Below are 14143 nucleotides of genomic sequence, written 5' to 3' on the forward strand. Positions count from 1 at the left end.
TATTTTTTTATACAGGATTTAGACTATCTCTTTAAATTAATCTTTTCCTAATTTAAATATTTAATATTAAGAAATCTCATATATAATGTTATTCTAGATCCTGTATTATTAATTTGATGAATTAGTGATATTAAAAATAGCTTTTGGTGGAGAGTATGAAAAAAGATTCATATATTATTATAAATTAATTCATAGTTTTACTGTATATTAGTAAATAAATTATATTGACATTGGCTAGGTTTTCAATTATTATAATATTTGTGGTCGATATTAAAAGGGAGTAGTAGTAAATATACTATCAACAGAACGGTGAGTAACATCACCTGGTATTATATACCAATTTAATTGGTTACAAGACTTTTAATATGATTCTAGTGTCTAGAATTATATTAAAGGTCTTGTTTTTTTTATTCTTAAATTCGAAAGGGGTAATATTAAAATGGAAAAAGTCTATAAAAAATCAAAAGAAGAATTAATGTCCATGTTAAACCTAAGTCCTAGTGGCCTTACTAGTGATCAGGTTACAAAAAACAAAACTACTTATGGCTTAAATAAGCTTAATGAAGGTAGTAAAAAATCTATTTTTGCAGTATTTATGGAGCAATTTAAAGACCTTTTAGTTATCATACTAATAATTGCAGCAACCATATCTATGTTTTTAGGAAACTTTGAAAGTGCTATAGTTATCTTTGCAGTAATAGTTCTAAATGCAATTTTAGGTACTGTTCAGCACATTAAAGCAGAACAATCCCTTAATAGCTTAAAAGCTCTCTCTTCACCAATGGCTAAGGTTTTAAGAAATGGTGAGAAAATTGAGATTCCTTCAGAGGAAGTTACTGTAGGAGACATGCTATATTTAGAAGCTGGAGATTTCGTATCTGCTGATGGTAGAATAATTGAAAACTACAGCATTCAAGTTAATGAGAGTTCATTAACTGGTGAGTCTTTAAGTGTAATAAAAAATCCTGACCTTATTGCTGAAGACAATGTTCCTATAGGTGATAGAAAAAATATGGTTTTTGCAGGAAGCCTTGTAACCTATGGTAGAGCTACAGTTATAGTTACATCTATAGGTATGGAAACAGAACTTGGAAAGGTTGCAAAGCTTTTAGAAGGAGCTAAGGAAAAGAAGACTCCTCTTCAAGTTAGCTTAGATAACTTTGGTAAAAAATTAGCCGTTATAATTCTTATAATATGTGCAATTATATTTGCTTTAAACATGTATAGAGGATATACACTTATGGATTCCTTTATGTTTGCAGTAGCATTAGCTGTAGCTGCAATTCCTGAGGCCTTAAGTTCTATAGTTACCATAGTACTAGCTCTTGGTACTCAGAAGATGTCAAAGGAAAATGCCATAATAAGAAAGTTACAAGCTGTTGAAAGTCTTGGAAGTGTATCTATAATATGTTCTGATAAGACTGGAACCCTAACCCAAAATAAAATGACTGTTAAAAAAATATATGTAGATAATAATTTAATAGAAGAAAACAATATTCAAACTAATAATAAATTAGAGAACAAATTAATTTTAATGAGTATACTTTGCAATGATGCTACATCTTCTCAGGATGCAGAACTTGGAGACCCAACAGAAGTTGCCCTTGTAAACTTAGGTCAAAAGTATGGATTAAATGAATTATTTATAAGAAATGAATATAAGAGATTTAGTGAAATACCTTTTGACTCTGATAGAAAACTTATGAGTACCCTTCACAAAATAAATGGACAAACTCTTATGTTTACTAAGGGTGCCTTAGATGTAATGCTAAATAGAGCTATAAAAATAGAGACTTCTAATGGAGTTCGTGAACTAACTAAAGAAGATAAAGCATCTATAGAAGAAGTTAATAAAAAATTATCTCAAAATGGTCTTAGGGTTTTATCATTTGCTTATAAAGAAATAAATGAAATCACAGATTTAACTTTAGAAGATGAAAATGACTTAACCTTTGTTGGTCTTATTTCTATGATTGACCCTCCAAGAGAGGAATCAAAAAAAGCTGTAGAAGACTGTATAAAAGCTGGTATTAAACCTATTATGATAACTGGAGACCATAAAATCACAGCTGCAGCTATAGCTCGTGAAATAGGAATACTTAAATATGAAAGTGAAGCTATTGAAGGTGCTAAACTTGATGATATAAGTGATGAAGAACTTAAAAACACTGTGGAAAAGTACTCTGTTTATGCTAGAGTATCTCCTGAACATAAAATAAGAATAGTAAATGCATGGCAAGAAAAAGGTAATGTTGTGGCTATGACTGGTGATGGAGTTAATGATGCCCCTGCCTTAAAGCAAGCTGATATAGGAATAGCAATGGGTATTACTGGAACAGAAGTTGCAAAGGATGCTGCTTCTATGGTACTTACAGATGATAACTTTGCAACTATTGTAAAAGCTATAGCTAATGGTAGAAACATTTATTCTAACATTAAAAACTCTATTAAATTCTTGCTTTCTGGAAACACTGCTGGAATTTTATCTGTTTTATATGCGTCACTAGCTGCTCTACCTATACCTTTTGCACCTGTACATTTATTATTTATAAACTTACTTACAGATAGCTTACCTGCTATAGCTTTAGGTCTTGAACCTCATAATAAGAATGTTATGTCAGAAAGACCTAGAGATATACACTCCCCTATCCTTAATAAAGGTTTTACTATGGGAGTTCTAATTGAAGGTATTCTTATAGCTACAGCTACTATGATTGCCTTCCACATAGGTTTAAATAATGGGGATGAGCTTTTAGGAAGTACTATGGCCTTCTCTACCCTATGTCTTGCAAGATTAGTTCATGGGTTTACATGTAGATCTAAAGAATCTGTATTTAAAATTGGATTATTCTCTAATAAGTATTCTTGGATTGCTTTCTTCCTTGGATTTGTATTCTTAACTGCTGTTCAACTTATAGAACCTCTAAGAGGAATATTTGAAGTAAGTAAACTTAGCGGTAATGAGTTCCTTATTATATATGGACTATCTTTAGCTCCATTTATAATCCTTCAAGGATACAAGCTAATATCAAATAAAAAGACAGCAATAGAAACAGTAGTTTCAAATAACTCATCTAATAAAACTGCTGCTTAATATATAAAATAAACCATAGTGACATAAAAACTCACTATGGTTTATTTTTATTTTATAATTTAGATTATTATGAGTTAAAGTCTTTCTTTAATAACACTTTTAACTTCTTCTAAATAATTTCTTCTAGTTTCATCTTCTACAGCTAGTACTCGCCCAAATTTAATTTTTAGTGAAATTCAATAAGATCTAAACTTAAATTAGAAAATTGAAAATAAGATTTTACTATATCACACCTTTTATTCTTACTTCCAGTCCCCATTAATATGACCAAAGGTATATAATGCTCTGGGGTTGGTACACCTTTATTTCCATAGGGTGCTTCTTTGTAATTTAAAACCCCTTCTATATTAAACTTCTCTAAATTATTAATAACACTATTATGGAATTCCTCAGCCCAAGGAGATATATCCTCATTTATTCCTGAATTCATTTCTGTAAAGTAAAGATTGTGAACTATTCCACCACTTCCTATAATTAGAACATCCTCATTTTTTAGAGGTTCCAGTGCTTTCCCTATATTAAATTGCTCTTCCATAGAAAGATTTCTATTTATAGACATTTGAACTACAGGAATACTTCCTTCTGGGTCCATAAGTTTTAGTAGTGACCAGCTTCCATGATCTAGTCCCCTGTTATTATTAATAGAAAGATTCACGCCATTAGGTTTTAGTATTCCCTCTAAAAGCCCTTTAACTCTTAAGGCTAATAACTTATCACCCTTTGCTTTTATCTTTTCCTCATATAGCTCCCTTGGAAAGCCATAAAAATCATATATTGTAGTGAAATTATCCATAACCCCTATCTCTTGCATATGACTTTCATAATGGGCAGATATAATTAAAATTGATTTAGGATTTTTACGATTTTTAAAATAATCCTTAATTGATTTTGTATACTCATTATTTTCATGAATTAAAGTAGGTGCTCCATGTCCTAAAAAAATACTTGGTATCATAATGCTTCACCTCCTATATCTTAAGTTTAGTAATTATTATTTTTCCTTTATAAAATTTTAGTATGCAACAGTAAATCTTTTATTTATAAACTTAGGATTTTCTAGTTCATCAATAATAGCTAAGGCATAATCTTTATAAGATATTCTACTTGCTCCATTATCATCTAATATTAAATTTTCTTCATCTACACGGTATTTATAAGTCTTCTCTCCTGGTTCTATTAGAGCTGCTGGACTTAAGTTTGTCCACTTAATCTCCTTTTCAGCTTTATAAAGGTCTAAAGCCTTACTATGAGCTATAGCTATTGGCTTCCATGCCTCCTGAAATCCTTCACTGTCTAAAACTCTTTCTCCACTTGGAAGTTTTAAGCTACCAGCTCCCCCCATAGATATAATACGAGGGATTCTTTTCTTCTTAACTGCATTTATTAAGCTACTAGTAGCCTTTAAAAGAGTTTCCTCTTCTCCTACCTTTGGTCCAAATGCACTTATAACTACATCACTACCTTCAATAGCTTTTGCTAAGCTTTCCTCATTTAACACATCTCCTTGAACCACTTTTAAATTATTATGAGTTTTAGTTATTCTAGATAAATCACGAGCTAGAGCTACCACTTCGTGTCCTCTTTCTAAAGCCTCATCTAAAATATTACTTCCAACATTCCCACTTCCACCTATTAATGCTATTTTCATATATATCATCCTCTCTTTTAAATTATTATATTTTAATTTATTTCTACATCATCAATGTGACTTTAAGTAATACTGTTTTGTCACTAAAATTAATTATCATTACTCTTATTAATTTATATAGTTTTCTTTATTTACTAAAAATCTCTAATGGATTATATGTTATTCACTCTTAGCTAACTCCTTATCCACTATAGCTTCCATGTCCTCTACACTAGTAACACCATAAATAATTTCATCTCCAATTACAAAGGTAGGCACAGAACTTATTTCAGCCTCTTCATAAGAATGCTTCAATGCCATATTTTGAAGATTTTTATATTTATCATCCTTTAAGGCTGACCTAAACCCTTCTTCATTAAGTCCTATTGATTTTGCAACTTCTACTAAAACCTCTGTGTTTTCAATGTCCTTTTCTTCCCCAAAGAAAGTTTTAAATACATTATCCACATATTCATTTCCTTTATTGTTCTCCTTAGCATAGTGATATCCTATAAAAGCTAAGTTAGTATATGGGTGAGGAGAAATGTGAGGTAAGTTCATGTTTAACTGAAGCTTATTTGCCATAGGCTTAATAAATTTCTCCCAAGACTGAACCTTCATACTATCCTCCCAAGGATCAAGTTTTGGTGATGGAATAGGTCTTAATTCAAAAGGCATATACTCTATGGTTACATCCTTTTCCTTAGTTGCATCATGCAAAACCTTTTTTCCTAAATAACAAAATGGACAAACAAAATCTGTGTATACTTTTATATTTAATGACATATTAACTCCTCCTAATGTAATATTTATATCCATAAATATTACTATTAAATTTTCTTATTACAGTGATTTAGAACAGTTGTAACCATACAAGTTACAATCAAGGTAAAAAAATATTAGATTTGATTCCCTTAACTTTCTCTAATGTGTTCATAGATTAATGTAACTCCTTCAGTTACAACTGGTATAAAAAAATATTTACTACTCCTATAGAGATTTATAGGATGTTGTAACCATAATTGTTACAACTTTATTAAAAAAATTGAATAGGCATTACTCAATTTTTCTTTTAAGTCCCATAACTATATCTTCCATAGTCACATTTTTTAACACATCTTCCATAGCCTTCTCAGCCTTAAACAAAATAATCTCAAGAACTCCTTGGATATTGGCTCCTATTGGACACTTAGGATTAGGATTTTCATGGATTTGAAAAAGTTCCCCCTCTTCAACCACATCTACTGCTCTATAAACCTCTAGCAAAGTAATATCTTTTATGGATTTTAAAAGATATGCTCCACCTGTCCCTTTAGGTACGTCAACCAAATGTGACTTTTTAAGCATTCCAATAACCCTACGAATTACTACGGGATTTGTGTTTACACTACCAGCAATCCACTCTGAAGTACATAAATTAGTATCTTCCATGGATATTATAGATAAAATATGAACTGCTACAGAAAATCTACTGCTTATCTTCATTTTTATCACTCCTGTTGTAATCATTATAGTTACAACTAATAAATATGTCAATAGAATTTATAAATTTTTTTTATCTTACTAGTTTTACTCACAAAAAGGGTAGGATTACCTTTTGATAATCCTACCCTTAATTAAACCTATAAAATATAATTTCTAAATAACTTTTACATAGTCCTTGTGAATATATCCTAGGTTTCCTTTATACTTTACATTATACCAATCTCCTGTTACCCTTATGATTTCAAAGGTATCTTGTGGCATTAAGTAAGCTACAACTGTACTACTAGAATCAGTGCTTGGATTTTTTCTAAGTCTTAGATTACTAGTTACATTCACAACTTTACCCATTAATGTTTTTTCTTTATTATTATCTTCTGGTTTACTTGGATTAGACTCTTTAATTTCTTGTACATAGTCTTTATGTATATATCCAACCTTACCACTTACTTCTATATGATACCAATCTCCATTTTTACCTTTTATATTAAAGGTTTGTCCATTATTTAAATATCCTACAACAGAGGTATTTAATCCTGCACCTTGTCTTATTCTTAAATTGCTTGTTATATTTATTACTTTTCCTTTAGGTAAAGTATTGGCATCTGGAGTTTTTGGTTCCTCTGGTTTTACTTCTGGCTTAGTTTCTATTTCCTTAGATTCTTTAATTTCTTTTACATAATCTTTATGAATATATCCAACTTTACCCTTTGCATTTATATGATACCAGTCTCCACTTTTACCCTTTATTTCAAAGGTTTCTCCATTGATTAAATATCCTACAACAGAAGTATTTGTTCCTGCACCTTGTCTTATTCTTAGGTTGCTAGTTACATTAATTACCTTGCCCTTTAAGCCTTTATTTTCTTCTGGAGTTACTGGTTTTTCCTCTGGTTTATTTGGTTTATTCTCCTTACTCTCTTCTACATAGTCTTTATGAATATAACCAACTTTACCATTTGCATTTATATGGTACCAATCCCCACTCCTACCTTTTATCTCAAAAGTTTCACCATTAATTAAGTATCCTACAACAGAGGTATTTGTTCCTGCACCTTGTCTTATCCTTAAGTTACTAGTTACATTAATTACCTTGCCCTTTAAGCCTTTATTTTCTTCTGGCGTTATTGGTTTCTCATCTGGTTTACTTGGTTTATTTTCCTTACTTTCTTCTACATAATCTTTATGAATATAACCAACTTTTCCATTTGCATTTATATGATACCAGTCTCCACTTTTACCCTTTATTTCAAAGGTCTCTCCATTCATTAAATATCCTACAACGGAGGTATTTGTTCCTGCACCTTGTCTTATTCTTAGGTTACTTGTTACATTAATTACCTTTCCCTTTGGACCTTTATTTTCTTCTGGAGTTACTGGTTTTTCTGGCTTTACTCCATTATCGTTGCCTTCTGGATTACTTGTATTACCACCATTATTATTGCTTGTCCCCAAACTTCTCTTTATAATTGAATATATCATTTGGCCATAGGTATCCCCAGCCTTAAGTGCTTCTTCAAAGGATGGATATTTATTTCTATCAAATCCTGGATAAGCCCATTTACCACCAAGCTGTTCTAAAGTTTTTGCACTTCCTCTAGCCACAAGATGGAATCTTGGATCCACCTTGGCATTTTTTAAAGGTTCTGTAGAGGCATATGCTTTTAAGTGCTGTACTTGAGCTCTTAATCCTTCCCTAACATCTTTAAAAATAGCAGCAGTTGTCCCACCATTAACTGCTCCAATACCTCCAAAATTATTATAATCAGCCTTAACTATTCCTTTTCCATATCCATATGTGAAGTATCCTGTTTCATGAAAAGCCTGAGCAACAAGAATATCTCCCCTTACACCCTCTTGTTCTGCCTCTTCATAAGCTATATCTATAAAGTCTTCTGGTGATACTTGAAGCTGATAGTCTGTCTTATTTAAAGCATTAAAATACTTTTTCATTTGAGCCTTTGTAGCTTCTGAATTACCCATTATATTATTGCTTTTATTATATGTTACACTTGCATAAGATTTTGATGCCACACCCTCAGCACCATAGGCAGTATCCCCTATTATTACAATACTAGAAACAGTTATAGAACTAGCTATTATAATAGGTAGTAGTTTAGTTTTATTCATTTTAATCCTCCCTCTTTTTCCATTCTTTTCTATTTTTTTATACAAATTCCCCCATAAAGAAATTATACATTATAAACCTTCAATAGTTAATAGGTTTTATGAAATACTTGTCCACAATTTAAACTTTTGTTAATATTCTTAAACAATGTAAACGCACATTAAACAATAGTTGAATAATTGGTTAATATTTGAATAAATGGTTTGTATACTCCAACATTTGATATACAATGGTGTAAAAGGTTAAAAGGAGATGATGCATATGGGGGAAAGTTCCTATCTATTACTTAGTAGGTTTTTAGCTCCTAATGTATAAATATAACCATATTTTATTGCTATAGGGGCTTTTAATAAAGCATCTTAGAGAAAATAAATAGTCTATATTTATTTTTTCGAGATTTCTAAATATAAACTTTAGGAAAGAGGTAGTTATTATGTCACAATTAGCAGTTAAAATAAATGAAAGAGAAATAAATGAAAATTCTAAATCTATAAGAAGAAATGGAGAAACTCCTGGAATAATATACGGAGAGTTTTTAGACAAGTCTATTCCCATTAAAGTTAATAACTCTGTACTAAATAAGTTATTAAGATATAACTCAAAGGGTTCTATCTTAAAATTAGATCTTAATGACGCTCATAAATATTGCGTTGTTAAAGAAGTACAAAAGGATATTATAACAGGTAAGGTTATCCACGTAGACTTCCAATATGTTAAAGAAAATGAAGTTATAAAGATGAAAATCCCTGTAAACTTTATAGGTCTTGAAAACTTAGAACTTAAAAGATTGGTTTTAGAATCATTCTTAAATGAAATAGAAATGCAAGGACAGGTTGAAAAAATACCTGAATATATAGAAATAGATGTTTCGAAAAACAATTATGATGACAAAATATTTGTTAAAGATATTAAACTACCAGAAGGAGTTAGACTTCTAACTGAAGGTGAGACTCTTCTGGCTGTAGTTAACGGATAGATTCTCATATATTCTTCTTGAAATAAAAACTATTTTAAGAAGAATGTACTTATTATTCTTTAACAAAAAGAACTACCTTAAGTTAAAAATTAAGGCAGTTCTTTTTTATTTTAAAACTCATATAGGTCTCCTGCTAGTTCCTGAAGAACTTCCATATTAATAACCTGATAAAATCCCTTTCTCTTTTTTATAATTTCTTTAAAACAAAGATTATTTAAGGTTCTTAAAAGATGTCTATAGCTTGAACCTAATAACTCTGACATTTCCGTAAGATTACTCTCAAAAGTCATTATTGTTTCCTCTTCAATTTTTCTATAAGAAACAATAGCTAATATATAGCTAGCTATTCTATTCTCAAGGGGATATAGAATATTTATAGAGCTATCCTTGCTTAGTTTATTCAGCTTATACCCTAAGGAATCACATATAAATTTAAAAAACTCACAATCCTTTAATAAATACTTTCTTATATGTTTAAAGGATATGGCAATACAATAACTATCCTCTATGGTCTGAATATTAGAATGAGCCTTTTCATATTTAATAACTTCTATATCTCCTATAGCCATAAAAGGCTTATAAAAGCTTAAGAGCATAGACTTACCATTGCTTAAAGAATTATATACCTTTGCTTTACCTTCCACAAATAAATAAAGGTATTCTATGGTTTCATCTGTTTTACATATGTATTCATTCTTTTTGAAGAAAAAGAGCTCCATGTAAGGCTCCATATCCTTTGTAAAGATTTTATTTATATTATATTTTAAAATATATTCTTCCAGCCTCTTCTTATCCTTAACTTTCTCCATAATAAATTCCCCTTTTTCCCACTCCATTTATTAATTTATCATACTATGACATATGTCATAATACAACCTCTAAGTTATGTGATAAATTTAAATAGATATTTTAGGAGGTGTACTATGTATAAGTTATATTCTGGAATTATAGGGGTTCTTATATCTATAATGATGGCCTTTAATGGAACCTTATCTAAATATACTGGAAACTATTTAGGAAGTGTTATTATCCATGGAGTTGGTCTTGTTGGAATTATCCTACTTTTAATTATTACAAGAAGTAAACTATCAATAAAAAAACAAGCTCCATTATATCTTTATAGTGCTGGAACTATAGGGGTATTTACTGTAGTATCTAATAATATGACCTTTAAAACTATTGGAATATCTTTAACCATTGCCTTAGGTCTTCTTGGACAATCTTTTGCCTCCATAGTAATAGACCATTATGGCTTACTTGAAATGAAAACCATTAAATTTAAAAAGAAAAAAATTCTTGGTCTTATATTAATATCCATAGGTATATTAATAATGACCTTTTATTAGGAGGTTTTTATGGTAAACGTATTACTTGCTGTACTAGCTGGAGCCTCTATTGTAATTGCAAGAATAATAAATGCTAACCTGGCAAATAGAATTGGCTTATTTCAAGGTACATTTTTTAACTATATTACAGGACTCACAGTATCTTTTCTTTTCTTATTAATTAGTAAAGAGCAACTATTTTTATCCTCCTCTACTCTTTCCTCAATTCCTTCCCTTGCATATCTTGGGGGAATAGTTGGAGTTATGGTAGTGGGTATGTCTAGCTTTATAAACCACAAAATATCTGCCTTTTATCTAACCTTAATCATATTTATTGGTCAGCTTTTTTCTGGTATTATTATTGATTATTATACATTAGGATCCTTATCTTTAGGCAAAATCCTAGGTGGTTCTTTAGTTGTGTTAGGCCTTGTTTACAACCTAAAAGTAGATAGCAATGTAGAGGAAGCCTAATATATAAAGCTAATAAATATAATTACCATGGGGCTGTGGCATAAACAACAAAAACTACAATATATTGTATTAGATTTTTAAATTCTAAGACAATATATTGTAGTTAGATTTCTTAATGCCACAGCCTCATAACTATCTATTGAATTAGTTTAGACTCAATAGATACCTGTTTTTTAACTCACCATTAATGTCCATTAATAGTATTTTTACCTTATTACTATAAATAATTCTATGCAAAACCTTTTATCTCTCATAATATTTATAAATCACATATATTCATAAATATCTTATATATTTAAAGCATTATATCCCTCAATAAATTTATAAATAACTATATACTTCTCAGTACTTCCTTTGTATAAACTCCTTTACATATAATATAATAAATACTCTGGAACCCTATATAAATTCCACCTATAATTAAGTTTCCTTTTAATCCATATAAATATAACTCTGAACCTTTATAAAAAACTCTGGTATAAGTAAAGGATATAAGTATTCCAATTATTACAGGAATAAAAAATATAAATTTTATTTCTTTAGAAATATATTTTTTTATTTCCTCTTCTGTTATTCCTATTTTATATAGCTTTTTATATCTATCCTTATCATTATTAATATCTGAGAATAATTTTAAAAATAACACTACACAAATAGATATAAAAAATAAAATCCCTATGAAGGTTATTAGATATAAAATAAGGCTCCCAGATTGTTTATTATAATCATAAACCTGAATTTTTGAAGAGATATAGTTAGAACTTCCTTTTAGATTATGATCTTCCTTATTATTTATCTTATATTTCATTTCATTTAACCTATTTACTACATTCCTTGTTTCCTTCCAGTGCTTAAAATTCACTACGTGCATTCTCTCATTGCCAATATAATATTTACTATTTTTTATATTATTATAATCTTCATTATTTAATATAATAATATCATCATCTAAGTAGCTAAGGGTGTTAATTACTATGTCAAAAACAATTTCTTCTCTAGAGTATTGACTTCTCTCTATAATTAAAGGCCTTTTTTCATATGACTCTTTAAATTCTTTATCTGCTATCACCTTCTGAACAACACTAACATAAGTTTTTTTATCTAAATTATATGTTTTATAGTTTAATTTATTAAATTCCTTATTAGATATAACCCTAACTTCTCTATATTTGTCGCTCCCTATAATATTACTATCGTACCTCTCATTTTCTACATTAAAGTACATAAATTCTAGGTTTTCATACTTAGTTACTGGATTATTTTCACTATATAATATATCATTAATGTAGTTTATATCTTTGTTATCTAATGTCTCTAAAAAAGTAATATCATAGGGCTTCATCTCTTCTGCTGTTTTTTCTAAGGTCAATTGCATACTTAATAACATGCCACTATACCATATGGTAACTATAACAAGTACTGTAACAATAAATATTATGTTCTTTACTTGCTTAAATTTATGATTTAAATTACTTACAACTAACAAACTTCCATATAATTCTTTGCTTTTTTTCACTATATTAAGTACAAGTCCTCCAAATCCATGTAAGGCAATATATAAGCCTATAAATAAGAATAGAGTACAAAATAAAAGTAGTTCACCATTCTTACTATCACTTTCTCCAAACTTTATATAAAGAACTATCATAGATAAAACTACAACACTACCTCCCAAAGCTCCAAACCATACTTTATTCTTTAAATTTTCTTCTGAAACCCTATGTAACCTTAAGAGCTGAGAAATTTGAAATCTATTAACTTCAATTATGCTTATTAAAATAGATATAATAAACATGAATGAAAATACTAATATAGTAACAATATAGCTCTTCATAGTAAGATTAAAACTAACTGTAGTCACCTCTAGTAAGTTGACTATAAAAAGAAAGAATATCCTAGAAAATATGGTTCCAGTTATAATTCCTAAGGTTATAGATAAAAAGAATACTATGGTATTTTCTACTACCACCAGTTTAGCTATATCTAGAGGCCCCATTCCTAAGTTCATAAATAATCCAAATTCCATTCTTCTTCTTTTTATAAAAGTAGAGTGAGAATAAATGATAAAAAATATTGAAAATACTGCAACAGCTACTGTAGGTATAACAGCTATGTTCATAACACCTTTTTCAATTTCCGTAGAATTATAAAAGTCCTGATTAAATAATATGGTTGAATATAGAAAAAATACAGTTATAGAAAAGGTGTTACAAAGAAAATAAGATATATAAGTTTTTATATTTCCCTTAAAATTTTTTATGGCAATATGATTAAAAGTCACATCTATCACCTCCCAAAACAGCAAGGGAATTCATTATATCCTCTAAAAACTCTTTTCTTCCTGACTTTTTAACTATTTCAGAATGAAGCCTTCCATCCTTTATAAATATAATTCTATTACAATAGCTTGCAGCAAAAACATCATGGGTTACAACTAAAATGGTATTATTCATTTCTTTATTCATCTTTTCAAAACACATCATTATATCCTTTGCTGACTTAGAATCTAAGTTACCTGTTGGTTCATCTGCAAACACTATTTTAGGATCATTAACAATGGCCCTACTTATAGCGACCCTTTGCTGTTGACCTCCAGATACATTATAAGGATATTTATCTTTTATATCATAAATATTAAAAGCCTCCATAATATCCTTTACCTTTTTATCCATATAAGCCTTGGCCTTTTTATCTAGAAGCATTGGAAGCATAATGTTTTCTTTCATGGTAAGAGTATCTAATAAATTAAACTCTTGAAATATAAAACCTAAATTTTGTCTCCTAAAAATAGCTAAGGTACTTTTGTTCATATTATTAATGTCTTTTCCCCATATCTTCACTTTTCCAGATGTTATTTTATCAACTCCACTTAATATATTAAGTAAAGTTGTCTTTCCACTTCCTGAAGGTCCCATTATTCCTACGAACTCTCCCTCATCAATCTTAAAGCTTATCCTGTTAAGCGCTTTGGTTTCACATCCTCCTCTTATATCTTCATATATCTTAATAATATTCTCCCCTTCTAAAACAGCCATAA

At 29.4% G+C, this 14143-nt stretch carries 12 protein-coding genes; 4 read left to right on the forward strand and 8 right to left on the reverse strand.

Annotation, left to right across the window (positions count from 1 at the left end):
- Positions 1-439 precede the first annotated feature (439 nt).
- Positions 440-3094, forward strand: a complete 2655-nt coding sequence (locus tag BR69_RS0102290) for a cation-translocating P-type ATPase (protein ID WP_027631735.1) — start codon at positions 440-442, stop codon at positions 3092-3094.
- 166 nt (positions 3095-3260) lie between these two features.
- Here BR69_RS0102290 and BR69_RS0102295 read toward each other — a convergent pair whose 3' ends face one another.
- The 5 genes from BR69_RS0102295 to BR69_RS20995 all read right to left on the reverse strand — a co-directional run bounded on the left by BR69_RS0102295 (position 3261) and on the right by BR69_RS20995 (position 8333).
- On the reverse strand, positions 3261-4049 hold the full coding sequence (locus BR69_RS0102295; protein ID WP_027631736.1) for a DODA-type extradiol aromatic ring-opening family dioxygenase: 789 nt from the start codon (positions 4047-4049) through the stop codon (positions 3261-3263).
- Between the two features lie 57 nt (positions 4050-4106).
- Complete coding sequence (locus BR69_RS0102300; RefSeq protein WP_027631737.1) at positions 4107-4742, reverse strand: NAD(P)-dependent oxidoreductase; 636 nt, start codon at positions 4740-4742, stop codon at positions 4107-4109.
- 159 nt (positions 4743-4901) lie between these two features.
- Entirely contained in the window at positions 4902-5507 is a 606-nt protein-coding gene (locus tag BR69_RS0102305) for a DsbA family oxidoreductase (protein ID WP_027631738.1), read from the reverse strand.
- Positions 5508-5777: 270 nt separating this feature from the next.
- Positions 5778-6206: an Rrf2 family transcriptional regulator gene (locus BR69_RS0102310; RefSeq protein ID WP_027631739.1), complete on the reverse strand. Its 429-nt coding sequence runs from the start codon at positions 6204-6206 to the stop codon at positions 5778-5780.
- Between the two features lie 153 nt (positions 6207-6359).
- Positions 6360-8333 (reverse strand): SH3 domain-containing protein, encoded by a 1974-nt coding sequence (locus BR69_RS20995; RefSeq protein WP_150112241.1) that lies wholly within the window; start codon positions 8331-8333, stop codon positions 6360-6362.
- 431 nt (positions 8334-8764) lie between these two features.
- Here BR69_RS20995 and BR69_RS0102320 point away from each other — a divergent pair, with 431 nt between their 5' ends.
- Entirely contained in the window at positions 8765-9307 is a 543-nt protein-coding gene (locus BR69_RS0102320) for a 50S ribosomal protein L25 (protein ID WP_027631740.1), read from the forward strand.
- 110 nt (positions 9308-9417) lie between these two features.
- Here BR69_RS0102320 and BR69_RS0102325 read toward each other — a convergent pair whose 3' ends face one another.
- The gene (locus BR69_RS0102325; protein ID WP_027631741.1) at positions 9418-10116 is read right to left on the reverse strand and encodes a cyclic nucleotide-binding domain-containing protein; all 699 of its coding nucleotides are present in this window, start codon (positions 10114-10116) and stop codon (positions 9418-9420) included.
- A gap of 114 nt (positions 10117-10230) precedes the next feature.
- Between BR69_RS0102325 and BR69_RS0102330 the strand changes: the two genes are divergently transcribed.
- Both BR69_RS0102330 and BR69_RS0102335 read left to right on the forward strand, forming a co-directional pair.
- On the forward strand, positions 10231-10653 hold the full coding sequence (locus BR69_RS0102330) for a DMT family transporter (protein ID WP_027631742.1): 423 nt from the start codon (positions 10231-10233) through the stop codon (positions 10651-10653).
- A gap of 9 nt (positions 10654-10662) precedes the next feature.
- Positions 10663-11106: a DMT family transporter gene (locus tag BR69_RS0102335; RefSeq protein ID WP_027631743.1), complete on the forward strand. Its 444-nt coding sequence runs from the start codon at positions 10663-10665 to the stop codon at positions 11104-11106.
- Positions 11107-11437: 331 nt separating this feature from the next.
- On the opposite strand, the gene BR69_RS0102340 is transcribed toward BR69_RS0102335, so the two are convergent.
- Together BR69_RS0102340 and BR69_RS0102345 are read right to left on the reverse strand one after the other, a co-directional pair.
- Positions 11438-13387: an FtsX-like permease family protein gene (locus BR69_RS0102340; protein WP_027631744.1), complete on the reverse strand. Its 1950-nt coding sequence runs from the start codon at positions 13385-13387 to the stop codon at positions 11438-11440.
- Positions 13377-14141 (reverse strand): ABC transporter ATP-binding protein, encoded by a 765-nt coding sequence (locus BR69_RS0102345; protein ID WP_027631745.1) that lies wholly within the window; start codon positions 14139-14141, stop codon positions 13377-13379. The genes BR69_RS0102340 and BR69_RS0102345 overlap by 11 nt, the downstream gene beginning before the upstream one ends.
- Positions 14142-14143: the final 2 nt, after the last annotated feature.

It is taken from the genome of Clostridium hydrogeniformans DSM 21757, from assembly GCF_000686705.1.
GTDB lineage: Bacteria > Bacillota > Clostridia > Clostridiales > Clostridiaceae > Clostridium_Z > Clostridium_Z hydrogeniformans.

Excerpts from the sequence above, each read along its gene's own strand:
- BR69_RS0102290 (WP_027631735.1), top strand. The coding sequence starts at position 440 with ATGGAAAAAGTCTATAAAAAATCAAAAGAAGAATTAATGTCCATGTTA.
- BR69_RS0102295 (WP_027631736.1), bottom strand. The coding sequence starts at position 4,049 with ATGATACCAAGTATTTTTTTAGGACATGGAGCACCTACTTTAATTCAT.
- BR69_RS0102300 (WP_027631737.1), bottom strand. The coding sequence starts at position 4,742 with ATGAAAATAGCATTAATAGGTGGAAGTGGGAATGTTGGAAGTAATATT.
- BR69_RS0102305 (WP_027631738.1), bottom strand. The coding sequence starts at position 5,507 with ATGTCATTAAATATAAAAGTATACACAGATTTTGTTTGTCCATTTTGT.
- BR69_RS0102310 (WP_027631739.1), bottom strand. The coding sequence starts at position 6,206 with ATGAAGATAAGCAGTAGATTTTCTGTAGCAGTTCATATTTTATCTATA.
- BR69_RS20995 (WP_150112241.1), bottom strand. The coding sequence starts at position 8,333 with ATGAATAAAACTAAACTACTACCTATTATAATAGCTAGTTCTATAACT.
- BR69_RS0102320 (WP_027631740.1), top strand. The coding sequence starts at position 8,765 with ATGTCACAATTAGCAGTTAAAATAAATGAAAGAGAAATAAATGAAAAT.
- BR69_RS0102325 (WP_027631741.1), bottom strand. The coding sequence starts at position 10,116 with ATGGAGAAAGTTAAGGATAAGAAGAGGCTGGAAGAATATATTTTAAAA.
- BR69_RS0102330 (WP_027631742.1), top strand. The coding sequence starts at position 10,231 with ATGTATAAGTTATATTCTGGAATTATAGGGGTTCTTATATCTATAATG.
- BR69_RS0102335 (WP_027631743.1), top strand. The coding sequence starts at position 10,663 with ATGGTAAACGTATTACTTGCTGTACTAGCTGGAGCCTCTATTGTAATT.
- BR69_RS0102345 (WP_027631745.1), bottom strand. The coding sequence starts at position 14,141 with ATGGCTGTTTTAGAAGGGGAGAATATTATTAAGATATATGAAGATATA.